Source organism: Pseudomonas sp. TMW22090, from assembly GCF_022496665.1.
Classification (GTDB): Bacteria; Pseudomonadota; Gammaproteobacteria; order Pseudomonadales; family Pseudomonadaceae; genus Aquipseudomonas; species Aquipseudomonas gregormendelii.
In genome coordinates this window covers 194617-221384 of record NZ_SCFH01000002.1, presented here as the reverse complement: position 1 = coordinate 221384, position 26768 = coordinate 194617, and the positions used below count along the sequence as shown (strand labels likewise).

The window sequence follows — 26768 nt, the reverse complement described above, 5'->3', positions numbered from 1 at the left end:
CCTTGGGCCTGCAGGTGATGCAGGTCATGCCTCAACTGCCGAAATAGCCCGCGCAGCACTTCTTGAATTTCTGGCCGCTGGCACAGGGGCAGGCATCGTTGCGGCCGGCCTTGAGTTGCACGGTCGGATCGATGAAATACCACTGCCCGGCGTTTTGCACAAACGAGGAGCGCTCGCGATGGCTGTGCTCCCCGGTACTGTCATGCCAGCGTGCGGTAAAGGTCACGAAAGCATGTTCCGGCTGCCCGCCAAAGACTTCCGAGCTCTCCACTTCAAGACCCAGCCAGGTGCTGTTGGCGCTCCAGTCACTGATGGACTGGCGATCCAGGCCGGGCCGTTGTGCGGGCAGGGTGGTGGCCACCAGATAGTCGATCAGGCCCAGCACATAGGCGCTATAGCGCGAACGCATCAATGCTGCGGCGCACGGGGCGGGGTGGCCTGCGTGATAATGACCGCAGCAGGCGTCCAGCAGGGTGCCGCTGCCGCAAGGGCAAATCGATGTACTCATTGCGTTACCACCAATATTTCCCGAAATTCTCCGGATTGGCCCAGAACTGAGTGGGGTATGGCGGCAGGCCAAGCGTAGCGGGCTTCATAGAGGACCTCAAGGAGTTTGGTGACAAAGCTGGTGACAGTGTTGGTGACAGACAGCAAGACCGCAAGGGTGAATTAACCGGGGTCCTTAACGCGCCCACCGGCACCCATGCGAGGGCCTACGGGGGAGCCAGCGCGGGAAGTCTTGTAATGGTGACCTTTCAGATTTTTCTGTCAGATTCTCAAAGGGCCTTAGGGTGGTCTATGCGACCACAACCAGAACCCCAGTTGCACGGCCAGACAGACCCAGTAGAGGGCCTGTAGGTGGTCCATGGGGTTCTCCTTGAGGGATTAGAGTGACTTGTGAAAGCGAACGTCTGTGAGTTCGTGTTGCAGGGCTACCTCAAGGAGGCGCTCATATGAATGCGGCCAACTCCCTTGGGATTGGTCGTCAGAGGCGCCTGATTGAAGCAAGGCATAGCATAGCGCCGCATGTGGAGTCAGAGACTCGACAGGCACTTTGGTTACTACCCGTTTACCCTTGTAGGTGTAACACAGCGTGACACTCATGGAGGCGTCTCGTCAGGACAAGTTAGTCATTCAGCATAGCCCGTCACGCTTCGTTTGAGGAAGTGTCATTCAACTCTCAGCGGGCCTTGAGACGCCTTGCAGCGGTCCTGATGTCCCTCATTGCGACTCGATAGTTGTCCTTCTCTCGGTCGAGCAGGTGAACCACAGCAGCCTGTATCGACACACGTTCAAACCCTGAGCCTTCCAGTTCAAGCCAGCGCTTGACGATCATGTTGGACAGCTTGAAGGAATATCGGGAGAGCAGCGTAAAGGTCAGCTCTTTGTCGAGGATGGTCAGCGGTAATAGCTTGCTTTGACTGGACTGATAGCTGGCCTCGACCCACTGAGGTGCCCCCAAATTTGGGGTCTCCTTTTCCAGTTCGTTGAGCATCTTTCGGATGTCTCGGAGTACATGGTCATGGCGCTTGCCGGTGATCTCAGCGATCTCCAAGGACGACATACCGGGTAAGCCGTTGAGGGTCGTTGGGGATACCGCTCCGGCCTTGGAGATGTTCTCGAAGATGGTTGCTGTATTGGCGGTCATGTTCATACCTCCCATTCAAGTTGGCACAGTCGGCATACGATTAGGTACGCCGTCCTGTAAGGCATCTTCCTCGATTGGCTAATCAGGAAGGTGAAAGCCAGTGCCTTATCAAGGACCATTACCGGCGCTTGATCTGAGCCGATCTCCCTGAGCATCTCTGAGACCTCCCAACGAACCTCATCGAAGTCCTTAGAGGTGATCTCGGCGATCTCGTAGTACGACAAGCCGGGCAAGCCGTTAACGGTCGATTGAAAGCCATGGAGAGCCTTGGGGACGTTCTGAAAGGTGTATGCGTTATTCATGGTCATTGTCTGTTTTCCTTATGTTTGCTCTCTGAGTTCGCTCCCACGGGCAGCCGAAAGACCCCAGACAAGGGTTCTGCCGGTGGCACAGAGAGCAAACAGAAAGACTTTCGATTAGATGGATGCCCAGCGACGGGCAGATAGGTCGGCTACTCAAGGCGAGGGTGTGCTGCCTTAGTGAGGGTATTACCGGATACCAGCGCCCCTCCCGGTCCCTCTTGAGGTCCGGCCTTACGGGGCGCTTGTAGATCAGAGGTCAGGTCAGCTTGATGTTGGTGATCATCGGGAACGCCACCATCTCGGTCTGAAGACCATCGGCGGTCAGTTTCACCTTGACCTTGCCGTTAGCCACGATGTCCACCACGGTCATGATCTCAAGGTCCCATGCCTGACGGCCAGCGTTACGGGTCGCTTCGATCTTCCACACGTTGCCATCACGGCCTTCGCGGTAGCTCAGCGAGGTGAAGTGTTTGGGCAGCAGGAAGATACCGTAGTCAGTCCCGCTGTAAGGCTGCACAGAGGTCCCAATGAGGTCCTCAATGTCTCCCACGCCAGCCCGTTGAGCAGCACGGTTGAGCACTCCCACGAGGCTCACAGGCAGCAGGACCACGAAGTCGGAAAGCTCGTGACCAACAGTCTGGTTAATGTGAGCCGTCAAGATGTCGATAAGATCCTCAGCGATCTCCATGGGCTTGCCAGTTGGCTTGGCCTCAGAGACCGGCTCAGTGCTCGGCGCAGTCGAGAGGATGCCAGCGATCTTACCCGCAGCGCTCAATTGGATGTCCTCAAGGATCTTTTCAGCGGTCTGAGCCAAAGATCCTACTGTCCAGCCTGCCTGAATGTTGTGATCAAGGATGGTTACACGGTGGCTAATGACCAGAGCGGTGTTCGTTGGCTCAGTGAAGATCACAGACCCGGCCAGGACTTCGCCTTTGCTGATCTTCTGGTTGTCCCAGTTCTTGCGAGGGTCGAACTTAACGGTACGGTCTGCCATGGTGATGATCTGTTGACCAGTGGCCTCAGAGCCAGCCGGACGGAACTCACAAGGGGTTGCCTCCATGGCAGCCTCACGCCAGTCATCTCCGTTTAAATGGTCCTCAGCGGCCTCCACGAGGGCCTGCACATAGACAGACGGATCGGTCGCCGCAAGGGTCTCCGCTCGGACATCCGTAGTGCTGAAGTGGATCGAAGCGTTGTTATCGTCAATGGCGTTGATGTTCCATTTAACGGTGTCTACATGCGGTGCAACGTATTGATTAGGTTTCATCGGAATGGTTCTCCTGAATAAGATGATGGTGGTGGGTTAGTAGCCAGAGTTACGGGAGCGTGCCGCCATAATCTGGGCACCATGCTCACGAATGGCAGCGGCTCGGGCTTCTCGATCAGCTTGCGCTTGGGCGATCTCACGGGGCGTATGCTCACGGAGGCGCTCGGCACGTTCGTTGGCCTCACGTTGCTCGCGGGCCTTACGCTCTACCTCTTGGCGCTTGGTCTCGAAGTAGGTCAGAGCGTCCTCTTGGATGGCCTTGAGAGACAGACCGGCTTCCTCGAAGGCTTTGATCACTCCGAACTTAGCGCCGTTGTTCCGGCCACATTGGGCCATCAGCAAGGGCAGCATTACGTTCTCGACGTATTCACGGCTGAGGGTCTGGCCCGACACAGTTACTTCGTTCTTCAGGACGTTGGTGATGGTGATGTTCATTGGTTTGGATCTCCTATAGGTGACCCTTTGATTCGACCTTGGCGCCATAGACGCGCACGACCAGACGGCCAAGGAGGGAGCCTCATGGGCATCTTCCAAGGTCGATCAAAAGGTTCTGGGGTTTGGGTATTTATTGCTGATGCTTGATCACAGGACATGGCAAGCCTGAGAGGGCATCTGAAGGACAACCGTGGCGACGGTCGCTTGTGGCTGGGAAGGAATCTTTTTTATTGGGTTAAAGGTCTGTCCCAATAGTGAGGGGTTTTAAACGACACCTTGACAGGCCACCTCAAAGCCTGACCGTGATAGGGTCTTTTCCGGCCATTGGGATGCTCAGGGGCGTCTTAGCGAGAGCCTGAAGACTGACCCCAAGCGAGACCAGTTCTGACACCCTCAAGGCTGTCTTTGGGGAGCCCCGGAAGGAGACCTCTTTGAGCAGAGCGTCAACGTCAAAGCAGACCATCCCGTTCTCATAGGTTCTGTAGGTGGCGTGTCGATCATTGAGCAGATTCTTAACGACGACCAATTGGGGACGTGAAGGCGTGGGGAAGACACGAGACAGGGCGATCAGGTCGTCTTCAGTAAGCGTATCGGTGGCTTGGTAGCTGGTCATGCTGGACCTCCTTAAAGATGTCGATGAGATGAATAAAGGGAGGGGTGATTATTATCACTACCCCTCTCTCTTTGAGGCTGGTCGGTCAGTTGTCGATGAGCTGAAAGGGGGGCGTTAAGATTTATCTTTATATTATCCGGCGTTAAGTCGAAGAAGCCCGCAATAGAGCCTCCAAGCCAATCTCAGCACCAATCTCAGCCTTGATCCCAGGATGTCTATCCACATACGAAGCGATCCCGTGAGCAGCGTGTCGGGCAGCCTTGGCGATTCGCTGGGCAGTCCTCAAGCTGATCTCACTGGTCTGGCAGGCGTCCGCTGTGATCTCCGAAAGGAACAACGCACCGATGACCGCTCGGGCCTTGACGTTGATCTTCCCGTTGGTGACTCCGGCACTCGTGATGATCGACCCGGTAACGATGTCGTCTACCCATGGCAGAGGATTGGGCACGGCAAGGAGCTGCATGTAGGTAGCGACAGGGTTCGCATAGTTGGTCTTGGGACGCCCACGGCCTCGCTTGGGGGCTTCGATAGGGGAAGCGCTGGAATCGCTGGGCTTGGCTCGGGTTGCCCGTTGGTGGTCCTCCAAGAGGGCCTCATCGGCTCGGCGCTCGACTGCCCATGCTTGATACTGGGCTTCAGGATTTTTAAGCCGGACCATCTCTTTGCGAGTAACGGCCTCCCCTGTGATGGGGTCGATATGAAGGATGTGGCCCGTGTCGTGATCGACGTGGCGGTGAAGCGGTCCCGGTTGGATAAGTAGGGTCATTGGATCGGTCCTCATGTTGTTGGTCGCAACAGTGAGGGGTTTTAACGACACCGATCCTAAGGCCAGCAATTACCGGGCTTTGATTTGTTGAAGGTGATCCAGCGCCAACTGGTCCCCAAATCAGTTAAACAAAAAGTTTGTAAAGACCGAACAGCCCGAGCGCGACGAATACATAGAAAACGATCTGCACGCCTTTCTTGGTAACTTTTTTGTTGATGACTCCCAGCTCATCAAAGAAGTGGGAGACGAAAGTGTTGGAATCAATGTCCATTTCTTCGCCAGTCTCCCAGAATGCAGCGATAGCCTCGCCATGCTTGATGCGGGCAAGGTTAGCGGTTCGCTCATTGCTGTCATCCAATTGGATCTGATCTTGGATGAAACACTGCCACGCCATGATGCGAGCTGTCTTTTCTCCAAGGGAGGCTATCCGATCAACAACGACAGCTCGCTGATGCAATTCGGTGTTTACTTTCTGAATTCCATAAAGATCAAGGTTTCTCATAGCGCCTCCATTCGAAACCTTGATGGTATCACTTAGCCATCGAAAACGCTTTCAGTAGTGCCTCATGTTGGGTCTTCACAGGGAGTTTCTGAGAACCCGCGTAAAGGTCATAGGTGATGTTCCCTGCGCTATGCCCGGTGATGCTCTGAGCGATTACCTCAGGGGTCGCAGCGGCCTTCAGCAGTCCGGACAGAGAATGCCTCAATGAGTGAAACGACTGATCACTGCCCGGCTTCAATCCCAGAGGCTTCCTAAGGGATTCATTGAGCGGCTTGTCGAAGTAATGTTTTTTCTGGGTGAACAGCCTGCCTTGACTCCCCTTGACCCACTCATTGAAGGCCACAAGGTCAAACCCATAGGCCCCATCGACCAATGGAACCAGCCTCACGGAGAACTCGGTCTTCGTCGATTTGCCACCGTTTTCATCTTTGTTGATGTCGATAACGGTGATGCCGTCTATCTGGCGCACGTCCTCCTTGGTTAGCTGATATAGCTCGCCTATGCGTGCCCCTGTAAGAACCCCCAGAGACATCCCCCAACGCTTCCAATCGTTTACAGGGAGGGCGTTGGCAGATTCCATGATCGTTGCCACTTGTTCCTGACTGAATGGCTTACGGGTGCTCTCAGCGCCTCTCTCAATCTTCAGCCCTTTATCGAAAGAGCGTTCGAGATAACCATTATTTACTGCCCAAGCCATGACCGTTGAGAGCTGGGTCAGGAGCTTGTTAGATGTCAGGGGCTTACGGCCAGCAACGACCTTCTCTTTCAGCTCGACCATATCAGCCCGTGTGTGGGTCTTGAGGTCTAAGTCTCCAAGAAGGCCGGTGAGAGTCCGGCAGGCTGATGTAACTGAGTTGTAGGTGGTCGCTTTCACGTTGCCTTTACGCTCAGCCAGATAGAGCCCTGAGAGGGTCTCAAAGGTTGTCGGCTCCCCAGACGGTAATACAGATAGGGACACGAAAGGGGCTACAGACGTGCTACAAGATAGCTCCCCAATGATGTCCGTGAGTTCCTGAGGGCGACCCCCAAGACGTTCCTGAGCAGCCCTGAGAACCCGTTGGCCTGTGCCGATAGCTCGTTGCTGGCTCCCAGTGAATCGACCAAGCGAGGCTGCCTCAGCGAGGTGGTTGCTCATCTGGTCATAAATCTCCATGTAATGGCCCCGCGAGTCCTCGCTATGGCTCTGTAGGGCATCCTCAGCGATCTCCCTGAGGCGTTCCTTGAGGTCCTCCCATGAAGCCTCAGGCTGGTCGAGGTGGAACACAGCCAATGTCTTGAGGATGTCCTTGGAGAACTGCATAGCGGTCGGCCTATCGGTTGATCTGAGAGAGATGGTGAGACTACGGGCAGAGCAACCCCGTGGACGGACCCTCAGGTAGTAGATCCCTGAGCGCCTGTAATGCCAGACAGAGAGGTCCTGAGCTGGTCGTTGGTGACATGGTTGGTGACAGGCTGGTGACACTTGGCCCTGCACGGGCATAGCAATGCTGGTGGTCATGGTTAGGTAAGCCCTTGATATTCATAGGTTTACCACCAGTACTTCCCAAACATTTCCGGGTTGGCCCAGAACCTCGAGTTGAGCCAGTCAGGTACCTGTTTGTAGTCAAGCAGATCATAGGTGAACAGCGTCACCACCTGATCGTCGCGCTGAAACCGCTCGCTGGCTTGCAGGGCCAGGGAGAAAAAGTCCGTTTCCTGCCAGCCGCTGGCGTGCAGGTCAGCCAGCACCGCGATACGACTGGCGTTGAGATTGCGGATGCCTCCAAGCAAATTCAGACCGTCGCGCTTGGGCAGGTGTTCCAGGCAATCGACCACCACCGCCAGGTCGAACCGGCGTGCCGCCAGCTCCGCAGGCAACAGCCCTGGTGCAGCGTGGGCCACGCAATTGTCGGGGTGCGCGAGCTTGAAGGCCTCGAGCGCGGGAAATTCACTGGCACCTATCAGTAGCAGGCGTGCGGGGGCGTATCGATCAAGCAAGGCGGCCAGCGCCTGTTGCGGCGTGCGCGAAGAAATACCGGCAATCATCAAGGATCCTCAATCAGCGTCTGCCAAGACTAGCCTGCCCGAAGGTCCGGGCCTAGCGCTCTATTGAGGCAAATGCATCGATCCACGGAGAACGGGAGGCAAATCAGCGTTGGCCTATTGCTGGCGGAGATTAAAACTCCGGTCTTTACTCCCTGAATCGGTTCTAAGCCGATCCTTCAGGAGAAAACTAGATGAGCATAGTTCGGACAGCATTACCCTTGGTTCTGCTAACCAGTGTGTTGACTGGTTGCGCAGGTTTGCAGAAAACCGACTGGCCGACCTGTGCGGCGGTCGGTGGTGTCGTCGGTGCGGGTCTTGGTGCAACCGAGAGCTCGGCGTGGGCAGGCTATGGCGCGCTGTTGATCGGTGGTACGGCAGCGGCCTATTGCTGGGTTCACGGTGATGGCGACGAAGACGGTGATGGCGTGCCGGACAGTCGCGACAAGTGCCCGGGTACGCCTAGAGGCGTGCAGGTCGATGCTGACGGTTGCCCGCCACCGGTGCCAGCACCCGTGGTCGAAGAGGCGGTAGTCGTCAAGGAAGAAGTCATCGTCGTGCGTGATGTGCACTTCCAGTTCGACAAGGCGACGCTCACTCCTTCCGACAAACAAGTGCTCGACAAGATTGCTACTCGCTTGAAACAGGAATCCTCCAGCGCACAACTGACTGTGACGGGTCATACCGACAGTGTGGGCAGCGATGCCTACAACCAGAAACTGTCGGATAAACGCGCACATTCGGTGGTTGAGTACCTGATTTCCAGTGGCGTACCGCGCAGCAGCTTCGTATCGGTGGCCGGTGCCGGCGAGAGCCAGCCAGTGGCCGATAACAAAACGGCAGACGGACGCGCGATGAACCGTCGCACGGAAATCAAAATCAATCGTTGATGCCCCTCGCACTCCGCGGCTTGTGCAGTCGCGGATGCGGGTCTTTACTCCTGTGTAACCGGTATGGGCCGGTAACACAGGAGCTTTCAATATGAGTGTTCTCACAAGGACCGTCCTACCGGTTCTGCTGCTTGGCAGCCTGCTGACCGGTTGCGCGACCCACAGCGATGGCACTGCCCCCTTGAATCAACGTACCTGGCCAATTTGCAGCCTTATCGGCGGCCTGGTCGGCGGAGGCCTGGGCGCCATTGAAAGTGCCGGCTGGGCGGGAGGTGGCGCAGCCCTGGGCATCCTGACCGGTGGCCTGATCTGCTACTCCCAGGATGGCGATGAAGATGACGACGGTGTATTTGACCGCCGTGATCGTTGCCCGGATACGCCCGCCAATACCCCTGTCGAACACCATGGTTGCCCGCTGCCGCAATACCCGGCCAGCGTGAAACCCGCCGAACCTGCACCGACCCCGAGCGAAGTCGTGACGCTGAGTGATGCCAATGACGTTCTGTTCGCTTTCAACAAGTCCGACCTGACGCCAGCGGCCCGCAGCGAACTGGATTCGCTGATGAGTAAATTGCAGAACGCCGACGTGGTCAGCATCAAGGTCATCGGCCATACCGACAGCGTGGGGTCTGATGCCTATAACCAGGGACTCTCGGAACGTCGCGCCAGCAGCGTCGCCGATTATCTCCTGAGCCAGGGTCTGGCGCCGAACAAACTCACCAGTGAGGGGCGAGGTGAACGTGAGCCTGTCGCCGACAACGATACGGACGAAGGACGGGCGAAAAACCGCCGCGTGGAACTGCACATAAACCGCTAGTGCCCGAAACAGAGCCGTCCGCCGATGCCGTCGAGCGTCCGGGCGGCCCATTCGGCGGCCTTCGTGAAGAAAGTTCGATTGCCCTCTGGCTTATCCCGCGCGGAAGCCGTTACTGTGCGCGCAAAGAATAATTCTCATCGGGAGAGCGTATGAAGGTGTTCTGGGGGCTATGGAAGCTGCTGACCCTGTTGTTCTGGGCGGTAGTGGCAGTCAACTGGCTCATGCCGTTCGTCTTCCCGCTGAATTTGCTGGTCCCCGTGACCGGTGGCCTGCTGGCCGTTCTGCATCTTCTGGAGGTGCTGCTGTGTAATCGCAGCCTCAAAGGTCGCGCCCATCCGTGGCGTGATCGCCTGAAGATTTTGTTTTTCGGCGTATATCACCTGCAAACCATTCCGGCTCCGACCGTATCGAAGGCTTCCCATGCGTAATCTCTGTCTGCTCGCCGCATTTATCAGTCCACTGGCTTGCGCCCAGGTAGTGAGCGTCGAAACCAACTCGCTGATGCGCTTGCCCAACACCGCGAGCACGTTGTCCCTGGAGCGACTGGAAGTAGCCGACTACGGCACCTTGCTGATTCCCTCGAACGTTACCGAAGTCACGGTGGGCGAACTGCATTTGGGGCGCGAAGCGCGGATCGCCATTGTGCCCAGCGAGCAGGCGCTCGACCTGAAGGTCAGTCGTGCCGAGTTGTCCGAGGGCAGCCAGATCACGGCCCGCGGTGCGCCGGGTACCTACCTCAAGGCGGCCCGGTCGGGGCGCAACCTCAACTTGCAGATCAAGGCGTTGAATGCCCCACAGTTGGCGGTGGACGCCCGTGGTGGGGCGGGGGCACCAGGGTTCGTCGGACTTGATGGCGCCAACGGCCAGGCACCGGGGTGCACCTGGGGCCAGGCTGGTCGCGGCGCGGACGGCAGTAATGGCAGCGACGGCCAGGCTGGTGCGCCCGGTGCGCTGGTCAGGCTGGAAGTGCCGCGCGATTATCCGGTCGAGCAGATCAAGGTCGAGGTGGCCGGCGGTGCGGGTGGTCTCGCTGGCCCCGGTGGCAAGCCAGGTGCGGGCGGCAAATCCAAAGGCTGCATTGTTTATCGCGCCGATGGCGGCAAGGCCGGTCGTCCTGGTGTCGATGGTCAACCTGGGCCTGCAGGGGCAGCGGGTTCGGTGACTGTGCAGCGGTTGTAGGATTGTTGTGATCCTGTGATGGTCATCGCGAGCACGCTTTGCTCCCATAGGGCGATGAAAACCCGTGGGAGCAAGGCTTGCCCGCGATGGTGTCCGCCCCGCCGACTCAGAACATCGGTCGAGCCGCCGCAATTGCAACCAGCAGCAACCCGACCAGCAGATTGATCCCCACCAGCCGGCGAATCCTTCCCAAAATCCCGGCGCCAGCCGGCCAGTCCTGCGCCGCCACGGCCGTGCGCAGCTCGGGCAACATCAGCGCCTGGATGCGAATAAACAGCGCCGTCATCACCACATACAACCCCATCATCACCTGCACATAACGCGGCGCGCTTTCAAAACCGGCATATTGCAGGTGAATCATGCCCACGCCGCTGATCGGCAACACCACCACAGCGACCCAGACCCAGCGGAAAAAACCGCTGAACACCTCGACCCACAGTTTCAGCCGGGCAGGGCCCTCCAGCGCCTTCATGGCCGCCGGGCGCAAGACCATCCAGGCGAAAAACATGCCGCCGACCCATACCAGGGCCGACAGGACATGAAGGCTGTAAACGATGGCAAAAAGTGTCATTTGGGTACTCCGTTCTGCGCGGGATTAATTAGCGGGGTATGATAGCGGCCGAACCGAACCACTGAAAATTTATCCAGCGTTTTTTGCGCCCGACTATCCATGATCAGCACCGAACTCAAAACCACGATCCAGGGCGCCTACTCGCGTTTTCTCGAGGCCAAGAGCCTAAAACCGCGCTACGGCCAACGCCTGATGATCGCCGAAATTGCCAAAGTCCTCGGGGATATCGACACCGACGACGAGGGCCGGCGCAGTGGCGACCCTGCGATTGTCGCAGTGGAAGCCGGCACCGGTACCGGTAAAACCGTGGCCTACAGCCTGGCGGCGATACCGACGGCCAAGGCCGCCGGCAAGCGCCTGGTGATCGCCACGGCGACCGTGGCGCTGCAAGAACAGATCGTCTACAAGGACCTGCCCGACCTGATGCGCAACAGCGGGCTGAATTTCAGCTTCGCCCTGGCCAAGGGCCGGGGGCGCTATATGTGCCTGTCCAAGCTCGACATGCTGTTGCAGGAAGGCCACGCGCAAACGGCTACGGCGCAATTGTTCGAAGAGGAAGGCTTTCGCATCGAGGTCGACGAAGCCAGCCAGAAGCTGTTCACCAGCATGATCGAGAAGCTTGCCGGCAATAAGTGGGATGGCGATCGCGACAGCTGGTCCACCGCCCTGGAAGACGCCGACTGGGCCCGCCTCACGACCGATCACAGCCAGTGCACCAACCGCCATTGCCCCAACTTCGGCCAGTGCGCCTTCTACAAGGCCCGCGAAGGCATGGGCAAGGTCGACGTCATCGTCACCAACCACGACATGGTGCTGGCCGATCTGGCACTGGGGGGCGGCGCCGTCCTGCCGGACCCTCGCGACACCATCTACGTCTTCGACGAAGGTCATCACCTGCCAGACAAGGCGATTGGTCACTTCGCCCATTACACGCGTCTGCGCTCCACGGCCGACTGGCTGGAGACGACCGCCAAGAACCTCACCAAATTACTCGCCCAGCACCCGCTCCCAGGCGACCTGGGCAAGCTGATCGAGCAGGTGCCGGAACTCGCGCGGGAAATCAAGACCCAGCAGCAGTTCATGTTTACCGCCTGTGAACAGGTGGCCGATTTCAAGCCGGGCGAAGACGTCGAAGGTCGTGAGCGACCACGGCATCGCTTTGTCGGCGGGGTGATTCCCGAGCACATGCGGGAAATGGGCATCGAGCTGAAGAAAGGCTTCGCCCGCCTGAATGACGTGTTCAACCGTCTCACCGAATTGTTGAAGGAGGGCATGGACGGCGAGGTCAACATTGGCATCGCCAGCAATCAGGCCGAAGAGTGGTACCCGCTGTTCGGCAGCCTCCTGTCCCGCTGTACGGGCAACTGGGAGCTGTGGACCGCGTTCACCGCCGAGGACCCCGAAGACAACCCGCCGATGGCGCGCTGGCTGACTCTTGCCGAAAGCGGCTCGCTGTTCGACATCGAGGTCAACGCGAGCCCGATCCTGGCGGCGGAAATGCTCCGACGCAACCTCTGGAATGTGGCTTACGGTGCCTTGGTGACCTCGGCGACCCTGACCGCCCTGGGCACGTTCGACCGTTTCCGCATGCGTGCCGGGCTGCCGAAAAAAGCCGTGACGGCGGTGGTCCCCAGTCCGTTCCACCATGCCGACGCGGGCGTGCTGCGGGTGCCGGACCTGAAGGCCGATCCACGGGACGCGCCAGCGCATACTGCGGCAATCATTCGCGACCTGCCGCAGTTGGTGGAAGGTTCGCGCGGCACCCTCGTCCTGTTTTCTTCACGCAAGCAAATGCAGGACGTGTTCGACGGGCTTGATCGCGACTGGCGCAAGCAAGTGTTCATCCAGGGCAACCTGTCCAAACAGGAAACCCTGAACAAGCACAAGGCGCGGGTTGATGGCGGGGATTCGAGCGTGCTGTTCGGTCTCGCAAGTTTTGCCGAAGGCGTGGACTTGCCCGGTGCCTACTGCGAACACGTGGTGATCGCCAAGATTCCATTCTCGGTGCCCGACGACCCGGTTGAAGCCGCCCTGGCGGAATGGATCGAGGCCCGGGGCGGTAATCCGTTCATGGAAATCTCGGTGCCGGACGCCTCGCTCAAACTGGTCCAGGCCTGCGGGCGGTTGCTGCGAACCGAAGAGGATCGCGGCACCATCACCTTGCTCGATCGACGTCTGGTTACCCAGCGTTACGGCAAGGCCATTCTCAATGCGTTGCCGCCATTCCGTCGTGAAATTTCCTGAGGCATCGGTGGGCAATTTCGCCCGCCGCGTTGTCTATCCCTCTGCCACCGATATTCCACTGGCCCATTTTGGTCGTTAGGGAGAACTTCGTTCCCATGATTCGCCGTTCGCTGCGCCATTCGTTACCTGCTGGGGTTTTTGCCCTGATGTTCACAGCTCCTTTGCTGGCAGCCCCTGCCGGTCAACAGACGCTGTTCAACTTTGTGCGCCCCGCTGACGTTGTTCAGGTAGCGACCCAGGACGCCAGCTTGCCGCAGTCCAACGCGGAGCAGACGGCCGAAGGTGAGGTACTGCGCCGGGTGACATTCAATCCGGTGGCACAACCGACGCTGCGCCTGACCCCGCAAAGCGGTGCATGGGACTGGTCTCAGTCGGGCGTCATGAGCTTGCGCGTCCAGAGTGCCATGAGCTGGGCACTGACGCTTTACGTGAAAATCCAGAGCAATGATGGAAAGACCCTGGTCAGCCGGGTCGACCTGCCGGCTGGCCCCGCGCAGACTTTGATGGTGCCGCTGCAACCGAGCTCGCCGCTGAGCCTGGGCATGAAAGCCGGGCCACCGATGCCGATCACCGTCGATGGTCAGCGAGTACTGCTGGCCAGTAGCGCCGGAGAGCTGGATCGCAGCCAGGTGGTGTCGGTGACCTTGTCGATGGATCAACCCAAAGTGGCCCAGAGCATTCTGCTGGAACGCTTTGGCGTTCAGGACGGCGAGGGTGTGGTGCAGGCGGCGTATGGCGGTCTGGTGGATGCCTACGGTCAGTCGACTCGTGCCAAATGGCCGGAAAAAGTCACTGGCGATGATCAGTTGAAAAGCGCCGCCGCCAAGGAACAGCAACTGCTGAAAACCTGGTTGGCAGAGCGCGAGAAATCTTCCCTGGACAAGTTTGGAGGCTGGACCAAGGGCCCGCAATTCAAGGCCAGCGGATTTTTCCGCAGCGAGAAGCACGAGGGGCGTTGGTACCTCGTCACTCCTGAAGGCCACCCGTTCTACTCCCTGGGCGTGAACACTGTTTCCCCGGAGGTCAATCAGACTTACATTGCCGGTCGCGAGTGGATGTTCGAGTCCCTGCCCAAGCCCGATGAGCCGCTGGCGAGCCATTATGGCGAAGGCGACAACCGCGGGGGCAACGGCGCGGATCAGGGGCGAGGTAACAACGCCGGACGCTGGTACGATTTTTACGGTGCCAACCTGCAGCGTCTGTATGGCCAGCCGTGCGTTGTGACGAGCGAAACCAAGGCCGGGGTTGCCGATGCCGCCAAAGCCGACGCCGAAGCGGCCGAGAAACCTGCCGCCGCCCCTTGCGCGCCGCAAGTCTTCGACGACAAACGCTGGACGGCCCACACCCTCGATCGCCTGCAAGCCTGGGGTTTCAACACCGTGGGCAACTGGAGCGCGCCGATGCTGGGTGATGCCGAACGAGTGCCCTACACCGTGCCCTTATCGATCGTCGGCGATTACGCGAGCATCAGTACGGGAACTGACTGGTGGGGCGGCATGCCCGATCCGTTTGACCCACGATTTGCCATGGCCACCGAACGCGCCGTGGCCATTGCTGCCCGCGATCATCGTGATGATCCATGGCTGATTGGCTATTTCGCCGATAACGAGCTGGCCTGGGCCGGCCCCGGCGATGACCCGAAAGCCCGCTATGCGCTGGCATACGGCACTCTGAAAATGACCACCGATGTCCCGGCCAAACGTGCGTTTCTCAAGCAGCTGCGTGACAAGTATCGCAACCAGGCAGGCCTGTCCAAAGCCTGGGGGATCGACCTGCCGGCCTGGGAACTGATGGAGGACCCGGGGTTCGTACCGCCGCAACCGAGCGCGGAGTACCCCGAGATTGAGGCGGACTTCAAATACTTCCAGAAAGTCTTCGCCGACACCTATTTCAAGACCATCTCCGACTCGCTGAAGTGGCACGCCCCCAACCAGCTGTTGCTGGGCGGCCGGTTTGCCGTCAGCACGCCAGAAGCGGTCGAATCCTGCGCCCAGTATTGCGATGTGTTGAGCTTCAACATGTACACACTGCAGCCGCAGGATGGTTATGACTTCGAGAAACTGCGCAGCCTGGACAAGCCCGTGCTGATTACCGAGTTCAACTTCGGTTCGGCTGATCGCGGGCCGTTCTGGGGAGGCGTGACACAGCTGGCGAGAGAAGAGGACCGCGGGCCGGCTTATGCGAACTTCCTCAAGCAGGCGCTGAAGGAACCCTCGATTGTCGGGGTGCATTGGTTCCAGTACCTGGATCAACCCGTTACCGGGCGCTTGCTGGACGGTGAGAATGGCCACTTCGGCTTGGTGGGCATCACCGATCTACCGTTCCAGGGATTTGTCGACAGCGTGCGCAAGAGTAACCTGGCGACTGTCTATCAACTGGCCAAAGAAGTTGAAAAGGCCCGGGTCGCGGCGCAGAAGGCCGGCCATGATGCCGAAGGCGGGCGTAAAGGCGAGGCCGGCAAGGCGGCCAAGTAATCGACCGCCCGGCCCGCACCTGTTCCCAAAACCGTCAATGGCTGGAACAATGCGGCCACTTTGTAGAACATGAGTCAGGGGAGTTGCGGGTGCAGATTCAGGGTCATTACGAACTCCGGTTCGAAGCCGTGCGCGAGGCATTCGCGGCATTGTTCGACGATCCCCAGGAACGTGGCGCAGCCTTGTGTATCCAGGTTGGCGGGGAAACGGTGGTCGATCTTTGGGCCGGCAGCGCCGACAAGGACGACAGCGAGGCTTGGCATAGCGATACTATTGCCAACCTGTTTTCCTGCACCAAGACCTTCACCGCAGTCACTGCCCTGCAACTGGTTGCCGAAGGCAAGCTGCAACTGGATGCACCGGTGGCTCGCTATTGGCCGGAGTTCGCGGCGGCGGGCAAGGAATCGGTAACCCTGCGCCAACTGCTGTGCCATCAGGCAGGCTTGCCAGCCTTGCGCGAGGTGCTGGCCCCGCAGGCCCTCTACGACTGGCAAACCATGGTCGACGCCCTGGCCGCCGAAGCACCCTGGTGGACCCCGGGCACTGGTCACGGCTATGCCGCGATCACCTATGGCTGGCTGGTCGGTGAATTGCTGCGGCGGGCCGACGGTCGGGGCCCCGGAGAGTCGATTGTGGCGCGAGTGGCCAAGCCGCTGGGGCTGGATTTTCATGTCGGCCTGGCGGACGAAGAATTCCATCGGGTGGCGCATATCGCCCGCGGCAAGGGCAATGTCGGCGATGCCGCGGCCCAGCGCCTGCTGCAAGTGACGATGCGCGAACCCACGGCGATGACCACTCGCGCGTTCACCAATCCGCCGTCGGTCCTGACCAGCACCAATAAGCCGGAGTGGCGCCGGATGCAGCAGCCGGCCGCCAATGGGCATGGCAATGCGCGCAGCCTGGCCGGGTTTTACGCCGGCCTGCTGGATGGCAGCCTGCTCGAAAGCGAAATGCTCGACGAGCTGACTCGCGAACACAGCGTCGGCGACGACAAGACTTTATTGACCCGGACCCGTTTCGGGCTGGGCTGCATGCTCGATCAACCGGACGTTCCCAATGCCACCTATGGCCTCGGCCCGCGCGCGTTCGGGCATCCGGGTGCCGGCGGTTCCATCGGTTTTGCTGACCCGGAACATGATGTTGCTTTCGGATTTGTGACAAATACACTGGGGCCGTACGTCTTGATGGATCCCCGCGCGCAAAACCTTGCGCGAGTACTGGCCACTTGTCTGTAAACCCGGTCGTCAGGCTTCCAGGGCGGAACCTGACAGCGTTTCTGGTTTCAAAGCGTGTCTTTATGCAGGCCATTCTGGTCTGATTTTTGTTAATTCATTTTGTGGATATCCAATGTCGTCCAATAAAACTTTCGCCCTGGCCCTGTGCTTCGCCATCACCGGTTGCGCACAGACTCCACAAAATGACGCAGATGGCAGTAGCTGGTGGCCATTCGGTTCCTCCGATAAAGTTGCCGCAAAAGAGCCAACCCCGGCGCCTGCCCCGCTCAAACCCGCAGCGACTGCACCGGTCGCCAAGGCCGAAAGCTCTAATCCCTGGTACTGGCCGTTCGGTTCGGAAGAAGTTCTGGACAAGAACCCTGACGTGAAAGTTGAAGCCAAGCCGGTCGAAGTGGCCAAGGCTGAAGCCGAAGCGGGTGGAAAATGGTGGTGGCCGTTTGGCGGCAAGGATCAGCCTGTCGCCAAGGCTGTACCGATGCCTGATCCGAAAGTCACCCAAGCCTGGCTCGATGACTACGAACCGCGCCTGCGCACCGCGATCAAGGACAGCAACCTGCAACTCGAGCGTCGTGAAAACGTGCTGGTGGTCACCGCCCCGGTCGAAGGCTCGTTCAACCCGGATCGCCCGGCCATGCTGCTACCAGTCACCCTGGGCCCGTTCACCCGCGTCGCTAAAATTCTCGAAGTCGATCCCAAGACTGCGGTCCTGGTGCTCGGCCATAGTGATACCTCCGGTGCCAATCCGGCCAACGTCAAGTTGAGCCAGGAGCGAGCCCAGGCCGTTGCAGCAATCTTCCGTCTAAGCGGCCTGCAACGTGATCGTCTGATGCTGCGCGGCATGGGCAGTGAAGCGCCGCGGGCAGCCAACGACAGCGTCGAAGGGCGCGCCTTGAACCGTCGTGTGGAACTGCTGGTAACTCCGCAGAACACCATGGTTGCCTTGTTGAGCAAGTACAACATGCCGGCTCCGGCACCCGTGCGCATGGTTGCGGCCCAGGACGTCAAGCCAGCGGTGGCGCCTGTCGCTCCGGCCCCTGCGGCGAAGAAAGCCGATGTCCCGGTTGCGAAAAAGGCCTCGGCCAAGAAAGCTGCAGCCAAGGCTCCTGCCAAGAAAGCCCCGGCTAAAACCGCTACGCCGGCCAAGAAGACTGCGCCGGCCAAAGCCAAGGCGGCAGCCACTGACAAGAAAGTCGCGGCTGCTGACGCTGCAAAAAAGTGATTCGTTAACCAAAAGGAATGCGCCATGACCCAGGGCCTGGCTGATATGCGTCGCGACTACACCCGGGACGGCCTGACCGAGGCGCAAGCCCCGGCCGAGCCGTTCGGGTTGTTCCATCAATGGTTCGCCGAGGCGGTGAAAACCGAACAGGCGCCGGTGGAGGCCAATGCCATGACCCTGGCCACCGTCGATCCGGACGGGCGCCCGCATTGCCGGATCCTGCTGCTCAAGGGGCTGGACGAGCAAGGCTTCACGTTTTTCACCAACTACGAAAGTGCCAAGGGGCAGCATCTGGCGGCTAATCCGTTCGCTGCCATGACCTTCTTCTGGCCGGCCCTGGAGCGTCAGGTGCGTATCGAGGGGCGGGTGGTCAAGGTGTCTCCCGAGGAGTCCGACGCCTACTATCAGGTCCGGCCGTTGGGCAGCCGTCTGGGCGCCTGGGCTTCGCCGCAAAGCCGGGTGATCGCCGACCGTGCCGAGCTGGAAGCGCTGCTCAAGAACACCGAGCAACGTTTCAGCGATACGCAGCCGCATTGCCCCGAGCACTGGGGGGGTTATCGCCTGTTGCCCGAGCGCATCGAATTCTGGCAGGGCCGTCCGAGCCGTCTGCACGATCGCCTCAACTACCGCCTGCAGGGCGCCGACTGGATTCTTGAACGTCTGGCACCCTGAGCAGTCTACCGAGCGGGATAGTTCGCCGCAGCGGCCTTGAGCCACTGCGGCAATTCCCGACGCTTGATCCCCTGCGCTTGAGCGTTCGCCAGTTGCTGGAGCATGAAGGCTTTTTTGCCTTCGTCGCCTTCGGCCAGGGCTAACGCCAGGTCACGGTCCATCCAGCGTTTGATCCGCACGTACAGCCACCAGTGGAAGTACAAACCGGCGACAGTGGTGACGACAATGATGAAGTAATCCATGAAAATCCTTGGGTCGGTGACGCAGATCTCGTAATTTGACGCTACTGTGTGGTGAATTCGAGGGGCGCCTGTACGTGCCCTGAATCAAACCACTTTTATCCGGGCGATGCCGTGACAGGCGTCATGCTGCGGAGTTTAATGAATACCTGTCCTTTGGAGTTGATGCTATGCGTAAGTCTGTTTTGTTGGTTGCTTCCTTTTCGACGATGGCGATGTTGCTCACTGGCTGCCAATCGAGCCTGACCGGTGACTCCTATTCCCGTGACGAAGCGCGTCGCGTGCAGACGATTCGCATGGGCACCATCGAAGCACTGCGCCCGGTAAAAATTGAAGGCACCAAGACCCCGATCGGCGGTGCCGCCGGTGCGGTCGTCGGTGGCGTCGGCGGTAGCGCCATTGGTGGCGGTCGCGGCAGCATTGTTGCAGCTGTGATCGGCGCAGTTGCCGGCGGCTTGCTGGGTTCGGCCACCGAAGAGGGCCTGACCCGTACCCAGGGCGTGGAAATCACCGTGCGCGAAGACGACGGCAGCATGCGCGCCTACGTGCAGCAGGTTCAGGAGAACGAAGTGTTCCGTGTCGGCGAGCGCGTGCGGATCGCTACCGTGGATGGTACGAGCCGCGTTTCGCACTAAGCGTAACCGCTCAAAAGAAAACCCCGACCAGGAGACTGGTCGGGGTTTTTTATTTTGCTACAAACCTATGTCAGGCGTGGGCCAACGCAGCATTCTTGCGGCTTGCCGCTGCTGTCACTGCATAACCAATCAGCGCTGCCAGGATCGACCCGGTCAAAATACCCATGCGGTCCATGCCAGCGAATTCGCTGACGCCCGGTTCAAACGCCAGTGAGCCAACGAACAGGCTCATGGTGAAGCCGATGCCGCAGAGGATCGCCACGCCTAGCACCTGGCCCCAGTTGGCACCTTGGGGCAGAGCTGCGATACCGGTTCTAACCGCCAGCCAGGTGAGGCCGAACACTCCGACAGTCTTGCCCAGCAACAGTCCGATGGCGATGCCCATCGGTACGTGATGAGTGAAGCTTTCGACGGTCACGCCGCTCAGCGACAAGCCGGCGTTGGCGAAGGCGAACAGCGGCAGGATGCCGTAGGCTACCCAGGGATGCAGGGCGTGTTCCAGGGTCAGCAGCGGCGAAGGCTCGGCATTTTTCGTGCGCAGCGGGATGCAGAAGGCCAGGGTCACGCCGGCGAGCGTGGCGTGGACGCCACTTTTCAGCACGCAAACCCAGAGGATCAGGCCGATGATCATGTACGGCCCAAGCTTGACCACACCCAGCCGATTCATCGCGATGAGTGCCGCTATACAGGCCCCTGCCAGAGCCAGGGACAGGGTCGACAAGGTGCCGGAGTAAAAGATCGCGATGACGATGATTGCACCCAGGTCATCGATGATCGCCAGGGTCATCAGGAACAGTTTGAGCGACACCGGTACGCGTTTGCCCAGCAGGGCAAGCACGCCCAGGGCGAAAGCGATGTCGGTGGCCATCGGGATGGCCCAGCCATCAAGGGCTGCGCCGTTATCCCGGTTGAAGAACCAGTAGACCAGCGCGGGAATGACCATGCCACCAATCGCCGCGGCACCGGGCAGGACGACCTGGGAAGGTTTCGACAGCTGGCCGTCGAGGACTTCGCGCTTCACTTCCAGGCCGATCAGCAAAAAGAACAACGCCATCAGGCCGTCGTTGATCCAGAGCAGCGCCGGCTTGGCGATTTGCAGCGCACCGATCTGCGCCACCACCGGAGTGTCGAGAAAGCTGGTGTACAGCCACGACAGCGGGGAGTTATTGATGATCAGGGCCAGGACTGCGGCGGCGATCAGTAATAGACCGCTGGCCGCTTCCAGCTGAAAGAAACGCGTGAAAGTGCTACGCAGTGGCAAGGTCACTCTCCATTGATGGGTTCGAAGGTGGCACACCCTAACCCGTGCCGTTAGTTGTTAAAACAAAAGTTATATTCTTTTTTGTTATATAGCGTTACAGCTATGGGTGCTGGACCCGAGGCTGAGCCTAGCAGTTGCCAAACGTATTGAACCTCAGCTGTACCTGTGCGTGATGTAGGTTTTTTCCTAAGCTTGCATGTTGGGCCTCAAATAAGGTCTGCCAAAACCCGATCCGACGAGAAAACCACCATGAGCGACAACCGACAGTGGGCCCGAGAAGCCATCCGGATCATTGAGGCGGACTTCCAGCGCAGTGCCGACACTCACCTGATCCCTTTGCCGTTGCCCGGGTTTACCGGCATCGAACTGTATTTCAAGGATGAGTCGAGCCACCCCACGGGTAGCCTCAAGCATCGACTGGCTCGCTCGTTGTTCCTGTATGCGTTGTGCAATGGCTGGCTCAAACCGGGGGCGCCGGTGATCGAGGCATCCAGCGGTTCGACGGCGATTTCCGAGGCTTATTTCGCTCGGATGCTCGGCCTGCCGTTCATTGCGGTGATGCCGGCGACTACGTCCAGGGAGAAGATCGCGCAGATCGCCTTCTACGGTGGCAAGAGTCACCTGGTGAATGATCCGACGCAGATCTACGCCGAGTCCGAGCGTCTGGCACGCGAGCACGATGGCCACTTCATCGATCAGTTCACCTATGCCGAGCGCGCGACCGACTGGCGCGCCAACAACAACATCGCCGAATCAATCTTCCATCAGATGCGCTTCGAAAAGCACCCGGAACCGAGCTGGCTGATTTCCAGCCCCGGCACGGGCGGTACCACGGCGACCCTGGGGCGTTATGTGCGTTATCGTCAGCACTGCACGCGCGTACTCTGCGCCGATGCCGAGCGTTCCGTGTTCTTCGATTTCTACCAGACTGGCGACGCAAGCCTGCGCCTGGATCACGGTTCGCGCATTGAAGGTATCGGTCGGCCCCGGGTCGAAGCGTCGTTCCTGCCAAAAGTTATTGATGCGATGGTCAAGGTGCCGGACGCGCTGTCTCTGGCGGCCATGCATTACCTGGCCGGACGCTTGGGAAGGCATGTCGGCGGATCGAGCGGGACTAACCTGATTGGCGCTTTGATGGCAGCCCAGCAGATGGCGGCGGCGGGGGAGTCGGGGTCGATCGTGGCGATTTTATGTGATGGTGGCGAACGCTATGCCGACACCTACTACGATCAGTCCTGGCTCAAGGCGCAGGGGTATGAGTTGAGTGGCCTGATCGATGCGGTCGCGGCGAGTGCCGAGCGTGGGGAGCCGTTGCCGGCGAGCGTGCTGCGCGCCAATATCTGAAGGCGCTGCGGCACTGAAGAGCCTATGTGGTCGACCCATGTGGAAGCGAGCCTGCTCGCGATTGCGGATTAACATTCACCAGATATGCTGGCTGATCGTATGCAATCGCGAGCAGGCTCGCTCCCACAGGTTTTTCCACAAACTTTTGTAATGGCTTAGAGCATCAGGCCTCGAGGCCGAGGATGTCGCGAGCCACTGCTTCGGCGATCCGGATCCCGTCCACACCTGCCGAGAGAATCCCGCCCGCATAACCGGCGCCTTCACCCGCCGGGAACAGACCCTTGACGTTGAGGCTCTGCATAGACTCGTCGCGGGTAATGCGCAGCGGCGAGGACGTGCGGGTTTCGATCCCGGTCAGCACCGCGTCGTGCAGCGAGTAGCCGCGAATCTGTTTTTCGAAGGCAGGCAGTGCTTCACGAATCGCTTCGATGGCAAACGCCGGCAGCGCCAGGGCCAGGTCCCCCAAGGCGACTCCGGGTTTATAGGACGGCTCGACACTCCCCAGTGCGGTGGACGGCTTGCCGGCAATGAAGTCCCCGACCAGTTGCGCCGGGGCTTCGTAGTTGCTGCCCCCCAGCACGAAAGCGTGGGACTCCAGGCGTTCCTGCAGCTCGATCCCCGCCAGCGGGCCGCCCGGGTAATCGACTTCCGGGGTAATGCCCACGACGATGCCGGAGTTGGCGTTGCGTTCGTTACGCGAATACTGGCTCATGCCGTTGGTCACCACCCGGTTCGGCTCGGACGTCGCGGCTACGACGGTGCCGCCAGGGCACATGCAGAAGCTGTAGACCGAGCGGCCATTCTTGGCGTGGTGCACCAGTTTATAGTCGGCCGCGCCGAGTTTAGGGTGGCCGGCGTACTTGCCCAGGCGCGCGCGGTCGATCAGCGATTGCGGGTGTTCGATGCGGAAACCCACCGAGAACGGCTTGGCTTCCATGAACACACCACGGCCGTGCAACATGCGGAAGGTGTCACGGGCGCTGTGGCCGAGGGCCAGGATTACGTGCCTGGAATGTATCTGTTCGCCGCCATCGAGCTCGACGCCGGTCAGCTGTCCGTCTTCGATCAGCACGTCAGTGACGCGCTGCTGGAAGCGCACTTCGCCACCCAGGGCACGAATCTGCTCACGCATATTCTCCACGACCCCGGTCAACCGGAAGGTGCCGATGTGCGGTTTGCTGACGTACAGGATTTCATCCGGCGCGCCAGCCTTGACGAACTCGTGCAGGACCTTGCGTCCGATGAACTTCGGATCCTTGATCTGGCTGTAGAGCTTGCCGTCGGAGAACGTCCCGGCGCCGCCTTCACCGAACTGTACGTTGGACTCGGGATTGAGCACGCTTTTGCGCCACAGGCCCCAGGTATCCTTGGTGCGCTGACGAACTTCAGTGCCGCGCTCCAGAATGATCGGCTTGAAACCCATCTGCGCGAGCAGCAGACCGGCGAAAATCCCGCACGGACCAAAACCCACGACCACCGGGCGCTGTTCGAGATCCGCCGGCGCCTGGCCGACGACCTTGTAACTGACATCCGGCGCCACATTGACGTTACGGTCATCGACGAACCTGTTCAGCACCATCGCTTCATCGCGCACGTTGAGGTCGACGGTGTAGATGAAGCACAGTTCGGAAGACTTTTTACGCGCGTCGTAGCTGCGTTTGAACAAGGTGAAATCGAGCAGGTCATCGCTGGCAATGCCCAGGCGCTGCACGATGGCAGGGCGCAGGTCTTCTTCGGGATGGTCGATCGGCAGCTTGAGTTCGGTGATTCGTAACATGACAGGATCCGGTTCGCGGGGCGCTTGACTGCGCCAGGGCGGAATAGCACAAACCGGTGATTATAAGCCCCAAAGACCCGAATCAGTGAGGCTAAAACGATCAGTCGTCACGCGCTCCGCCGAAATACCCGCAACCACGCTGGACCTGGCCGTTGATGCGCAGTTCGGCGCTCATGTGCTGGACCGCGCCCGTGGTGGCATCTACGCACCGTTGCGGCGCGACCCACAGCTCTATGCGTTGGTCATTGGCTTCAGTGCTGAGATTGAAGCGGCCATCACCCAGCTGTTCCTCGACATAGGGCAGGGCCAGGGGTGGCTGGCCGGCGCGGTCAATGACCATGCCCTTGCCGCTGACCTTGACGCTCCACGGCGGCGTCTGGCCGGCGGCGCGCAGGATCAGCAATTTGAAGTTGGGATCATCACAGGCCGTGCCCGAGCGTTCAACGCGGTACAACTGCTGCAGGTCGAGGCGGTTGCCGTCGATGCGCCCGCGCACGTCGGCAAACAACTTGCCCTGATTGTCTGCCAGGGTCGCAGCCTCCTGCAGCACGCTGGTGCCACCGGTGTCGTTGACCACAAAACTGCTCGATTGATTGCACGGCTGGAACACCAGCTTGCCATCCACCGCCGTCAACTGTCCCTGCATGCGGGTCTGGCCCACGTGGGAGGCGCTTTGCCGCGGACCATCGAACAACTGGCACGCGGCAAACAATGGAAGCAAGGCAACGAGGACAAGGGAACGGGCAACACGCATCTTTGGTTCTCCAGACAAGTGCCGCCACGTTACGCAGCCTGACCGCTCATCACAACCCCGGCGATGCAGTGGCCTCCCCCTGGCTCCCACTGCCTGAACCTGGATCAACCTGGATCAACTGTGGGACCAAAGCTTGCTGGCGATAGCGATCTCAAGGGCGCCATCGCGGGCAAGCCTTGCTCCCAAAGATCACCGGCAAGGCCCCACAGATCACTGGCAAGCCTCCCACAGACTGTCTCAGGCGCTCAGCCCACGTGAAAAGTCTGACCCGTCTGCAAGCCTTCTACGCTTTTGGCGTAAGCCAAAGCCACATCGGCCGCAGGAACCGGTTTGTACCCGCGGAAGTACGGCGCATAACTGCCCATCGCCTCCAACAGCACGGTCGGGCTGATGGAGTTCACGCGTAACCCGCGAGGCAATTCGATAGCCGCCGCGCGTACGAAGCTGTCCAGCGCACCGTTGACCAGGGCCGCCGAAGCGCCGCTGCGGATCGGGTCATGGCTCAGCACGCCAGTGGTGAAGGTGAACGAGGCGCCGTCATTGGCGAACTCGCGGCCGATCAACAGCAGGTTGACCTGCCCCATCAGTTTGTCCTTCAGCCCCAGTGCAAAACTCTCCTCGGACATCTCATCCAGCGGCGCGAATGTCACGTTGCCAGCGGCACAGACCAGGGCGTCAAATCTTCCGGTCTGCTCGAACAGTTTGCGAATCGAGGCGCTGTCGCTGATATCCACCTGCAGATCGCCACTGTTACGACCGATGCGAATGACTTCGTGACGTTGCGACAACTCCTTGTCGACCGCTGAACCGATGGTGCCGCCTGCGCCTATCAACAGAATTTTCATGCCTTGATCCCCGGGTGGTTTAAACGAGGCTCCAGTCTAGGGGTGGTTTTTTTCACTGATAAGCGTGCTAATAGGCAACCTTTGGTTTTCAAAAGGAAACAATCCATGAGCGAAATGGATGACCTCGCGGCGTTCGCGGTATTGATCGAGGCGGGAAGTTTTACCCTGGCTGCGCAGCAACTGGGTTGCAGCAAGGGGCAATTGTCCAAGCGCATCAGCCTGCTGGAAAGCCGATTTTCCGTAGTCCTGCTGCAGCGCACCACCCGCCGCCTGAGTTTGACGGCGGCCGGCGCTGCGCTATTGCCCCAGGCCCAGGCACTGGTGGTGCAAGTGGAGAGGGCGCGTCAGGCATTGGCGCGATTGAAGGACGATATGGCCGGGCCAGTGCGCATGACTGTGCCGGTGTCGCTGGGCGAAACTTTTTTCGATGGGTTGTTGCTGGAATTCTCTCAGCAGTACCCAGAGGTGCAAATCGAGCTGGACCTGAGTAACGAATTCCGCGATTTATCCCGAGAGGGTTTTGATCTTGCAGTGCGCTCCGAGGTCGGTAACGACGAGCGGCTGGTGGCCCGACCGCTGTTGGCCTGGCATGAGATGACCTGCGCCAGCCCTGTGTACCTTGAACACTATGGTGAGCCCGCAACACCACAGGCACTGGCAGAGCACCGCTGCCTGCTCAATAGCCATTACAGCGGTCGCGAAGAATGGCTCTATCACCAGCAGCACGAGTTGCTGCGGGTGCGAGTGATGGGACCGTTCGCCAGTAATCATTACAGCCTGCTGAAGAAAGCGGCGCTGGAGGGTGCGGGGATTGCGCGGTTGCCGTCGTATTTATTGCAAACGGAGTTGGCCGACGGGCGCTTGCGCTGGTTGTTGCGTGACTATCAGACCCGCAGGATGCCCATGTATCTGGTGCATCCATACCAGGGCGGTTTGCCGAAACGCACGCAGGTGCTGGCGGACTATCTGATGGGGTGGTTCAAGCGCAGTGGTGAGGCGTTGGACAAGCTTTGAGGCATCGCATATAACCACGTAGGAGCTGCCTCCGGCAGCTCCT

28 protein-coding genes are annotated in these 26768 nt (G+C 59.6%); 12 read left to right on the top strand and 16 right to left on the bottom strand.

Features of this window, described 5'->3' with window-relative positions; genetic code table 11:
• Nucleotides 1-31: 31 nt before the first annotated feature.
• From EQV97_RS07085 to EQV97_RS07040, 10 genes are all read right to left on the bottom strand, one after another.
• Complete coding sequence (locus EQV97_RS07085; protein ID WP_240888745.1) at nucleotides 32-508, bottom strand: YchJ family protein; 477 nt, start codon at nucleotides 506-508, stop codon at nucleotides 32-34.
• A 672-nt stretch (nucleotides 509-1180) separates the two neighbouring features.
• A complete protein-coding gene (locus tag EQV97_RS07080; RefSeq protein ID WP_232391561.1) occupies nucleotides 1181-1648 on the bottom strand; it encodes a Rha family transcriptional regulator in 468 nt (155 codons plus the stop codon).
• 2 nt (nucleotides 1649-1650) lie between these two features.
• Nucleotides 1651-1956 (bottom strand): hypothetical protein, encoded by a 306-nt coding sequence (locus EQV97_RS07075; protein WP_232391562.1) that lies wholly within the window; start codon nucleotides 1954-1956, stop codon nucleotides 1651-1653.
• A 250-nt stretch (nucleotides 1957-2206) separates the two neighbouring features.
• The gene (locus tag EQV97_RS07070; RefSeq protein ID WP_240888744.1) at nucleotides 2207-3217 is read right to left on the bottom strand and encodes a hypothetical protein; all 1011 of its coding nucleotides are present in this window, start codon (nucleotides 3215-3217) and stop codon (nucleotides 2207-2209) included.
• 36 nt (nucleotides 3218-3253) lie between these two features.
• Nucleotides 3254-3652, bottom strand: a complete 399-nt coding sequence (locus tag EQV97_RS07065) for a hypothetical protein (RefSeq protein ID WP_240888743.1) — start codon at nucleotides 3650-3652, stop codon at nucleotides 3254-3256.
• A gap of 289 nt (nucleotides 3653-3941) precedes the next feature.
• Nucleotides 3942-4265 carry a hypothetical protein gene (locus tag EQV97_RS07060; protein ID WP_240888742.1) on the bottom strand — a complete coding sequence of 108 codons (324 nt, stop codon included), beginning with the start codon at nucleotides 4263-4265 and terminating at the stop codon, nucleotides 3942-3944.
• A 142-nt stretch (nucleotides 4266-4407) separates the two neighbouring features.
• Nucleotides 4408-5031, bottom strand: a complete 624-nt coding sequence (locus EQV97_RS07055) for a hypothetical protein (RefSeq protein WP_240888741.1) — start codon at nucleotides 5029-5031, stop codon at nucleotides 4408-4410.
• Nucleotides 5032-5155: 124 nt separating this feature from the next.
• A complete protein-coding gene (locus EQV97_RS07050) occupies nucleotides 5156-5533 on the bottom strand; it encodes a hypothetical protein (protein ID WP_240888740.1) in 378 nt (125 codons plus the stop codon).
• A 28-nt stretch (nucleotides 5534-5561) separates the two neighbouring features.
• Nucleotides 5562-6833: a site-specific integrase gene (locus EQV97_RS07045; protein WP_240888739.1), complete on the bottom strand. Its 1272-nt coding sequence runs from the start codon at nucleotides 6831-6833 to the stop codon at nucleotides 5562-5564.
• A gap of 227 nt (nucleotides 6834-7060) precedes the next feature.
• Entirely contained in the window at nucleotides 7061-7558 is a 498-nt protein-coding gene (locus EQV97_RS07040; protein WP_240888738.1) for a DUF6231 family protein, read from the bottom strand.
• A gap of 191 nt (nucleotides 7559-7749) precedes the next feature.
• Here EQV97_RS07040 and EQV97_RS07035 point away from each other — a divergent pair, with 191 nt between their 5' ends.
• The 4 genes from EQV97_RS07035 (at nucleotide 7750) to EQV97_RS07020 (ending at nucleotide 10441) form a co-directional block, all read left to right on the top strand.
• Nucleotides 7750-8445 (top strand): OmpA family protein, encoded by a 696-nt coding sequence (locus tag EQV97_RS07035; protein ID WP_122837735.1) that lies wholly within the window; start codon nucleotides 7750-7752, stop codon nucleotides 8443-8445.
• Nucleotides 8446-8536: 91 nt separating this feature from the next.
• Entirely contained in the window at nucleotides 8537-9262 is a 726-nt protein-coding gene (locus tag EQV97_RS07030) for an OmpA family protein (protein ID WP_122837736.1), read from the top strand.
• A gap of 149 nt (nucleotides 9263-9411) precedes the next feature.
• Complete coding sequence (locus EQV97_RS07025) at nucleotides 9412-9690, top strand: DUF1145 domain-containing protein (RefSeq protein WP_225570135.1); 279 nt, start codon at nucleotides 9412-9414, stop codon at nucleotides 9688-9690.
• Nucleotides 9683-10441: a collagen-like triple helix repeat-containing protein gene (locus EQV97_RS07020; protein WP_045061076.1), complete on the top strand. Its 759-nt coding sequence runs from the start codon at nucleotides 9683-9685 to the stop codon at nucleotides 10439-10441. The genes EQV97_RS07025 and EQV97_RS07020 overlap by 8 nt, the downstream gene beginning before the upstream one ends.
• Nucleotides 10442-10547: 106 nt before the next feature.
• Here EQV97_RS07020 and EQV97_RS07015 read toward each other — a convergent pair whose 3' ends face one another.
• Nucleotides 10548-11012, bottom strand: coding sequence for a CopD family protein (locus tag EQV97_RS07015; protein ID WP_045061075.1), 465 nt, complete (start codon nucleotides 11010-11012; stop codon nucleotides 10548-10550).
• A 99-nt stretch (nucleotides 11013-11111) separates the two neighbouring features.
• Between EQV97_RS07015 and dinG the strand changes: the two genes are divergently transcribed.
• From dinG to pdxH, 5 genes are all read left to right on the top strand, one after another.
• Nucleotides 11112-13256, top strand: a complete 2145-nt coding sequence (gene dinG / locus EQV97_RS07010) for an ATP-dependent DNA helicase DinG (RefSeq protein ID WP_122837738.1) — start codon at nucleotides 11112-11114, stop codon at nucleotides 13254-13256.
• 95 nt (nucleotides 13257-13351) lie between these two features.
• The gene (locus tag EQV97_RS07005; RefSeq protein ID WP_240888737.1) at nucleotides 13352-15730 is read left to right on the top strand and encodes a beta-galactosidase; all 2379 of its coding nucleotides are present in this window, start codon (nucleotides 13352-13354) and stop codon (nucleotides 15728-15730) included.
• A gap of 89 nt (nucleotides 15731-15819) precedes the next feature.
• On the top strand, nucleotides 15820-16965 hold the full coding sequence (locus EQV97_RS07000) for a beta-lactamase family protein (protein ID WP_240888736.1): 1146 nt from the start codon (nucleotides 15820-15822) through the stop codon (nucleotides 16963-16965).
• Between the two features lie 112 nt (nucleotides 16966-17077).
• Nucleotides 17078-18184 (top strand): OmpA family protein, encoded by a 1107-nt coding sequence (locus tag EQV97_RS06995; RefSeq protein WP_240888735.1) that lies wholly within the window; start codon nucleotides 17078-17080, stop codon nucleotides 18182-18184.
• Between the two features lie 24 nt (nucleotides 18185-18208).
• Nucleotides 18209-18856, top strand: a complete 648-nt coding sequence (gene pdxH / locus EQV97_RS06990; protein ID WP_122837741.1) for a pyridoxamine 5'-phosphate oxidase — start codon at nucleotides 18209-18211, stop codon at nucleotides 18854-18856.
• Between the two features lie 5 nt (nucleotides 18857-18861).
• Here pdxH and EQV97_RS06985 read toward each other — a convergent pair whose 3' ends face one another.
• The gene (locus EQV97_RS06985) at nucleotides 18862-19098 is read right to left on the bottom strand and encodes a hypothetical protein (protein ID WP_122837742.1); all 237 of its coding nucleotides are present in this window, start codon (nucleotides 19096-19098) and stop codon (nucleotides 18862-18864) included.
• Nucleotides 19099-19265: 167 nt separating this feature from the next.
• Here EQV97_RS06985 and EQV97_RS06980 point away from each other — a divergent pair, with 167 nt between their 5' ends.
• Nucleotides 19266-19730, top strand: coding sequence for a glycine zipper 2TM domain-containing protein (locus tag EQV97_RS06980; RefSeq protein ID WP_020798113.1), 465 nt, complete (start codon nucleotides 19266-19268; stop codon nucleotides 19728-19730).
• 70 nt (nucleotides 19731-19800) lie between these two features.
• Here EQV97_RS06980 and nhaA read toward each other — a convergent pair whose 3' ends face one another.
• Complete coding sequence (nhaA, locus tag EQV97_RS06975) at nucleotides 19801-20991, bottom strand: Na+/H+ antiporter NhaA (protein WP_240888734.1); 1191 nt, start codon at nucleotides 20989-20991, stop codon at nucleotides 19801-19803.
• 249 nt (nucleotides 20992-21240) lie between these two features.
• Between nhaA and EQV97_RS06970 the strand changes: the two genes are divergently transcribed.
• On the top strand, nucleotides 21241-22335 hold the full coding sequence (locus tag EQV97_RS06970) for a PLP-dependent cysteine synthase family protein (RefSeq protein WP_240888733.1): 1095 nt from the start codon (nucleotides 21241-21243) through the stop codon (nucleotides 22333-22335).
• A 163-nt stretch (nucleotides 22336-22498) separates the two neighbouring features.
• On the opposite strand, the gene EQV97_RS06965 is transcribed toward EQV97_RS06970, so the two are convergent.
• The 3 genes from EQV97_RS06965 to EQV97_RS06955 form a co-directional block, all read right to left on the bottom strand.
• Nucleotides 22499-24112, bottom strand: a complete 1614-nt coding sequence (locus EQV97_RS06965) for an NAD(P)/FAD-dependent oxidoreductase (RefSeq protein WP_122837745.1) — start codon at nucleotides 24110-24112, stop codon at nucleotides 22499-22501.
• Nucleotides 24113-24212: 100 nt separating this feature from the next.
• The gene (locus EQV97_RS06960; protein ID WP_240888732.1) at nucleotides 24213-24866 is read right to left on the bottom strand and encodes a hypothetical protein; all 654 of its coding nucleotides are present in this window, start codon (nucleotides 24864-24866) and stop codon (nucleotides 24213-24215) included.
• Between the two features lie 245 nt (nucleotides 24867-25111).
• Nucleotides 25112-25711, bottom strand: a complete 600-nt coding sequence (locus EQV97_RS06955) for a short chain dehydrogenase (protein WP_225570129.1) — start codon at nucleotides 25709-25711, stop codon at nucleotides 25112-25114.
• 105 nt (nucleotides 25712-25816) lie between these two features.
• Between EQV97_RS06955 and EQV97_RS06950 the strand changes: the two genes are divergently transcribed.
• Nucleotides 25817-26725 carry a LysR family transcriptional regulator gene (locus EQV97_RS06950; protein WP_240888731.1) on the top strand — a complete coding sequence of 303 codons (909 nt, stop codon included), beginning with the start codon at nucleotides 25817-25819 and terminating at the stop codon, nucleotides 26723-26725.
• The last annotated feature ends 43 nt before the right edge of the window (nucleotides 26726-26768 follow it).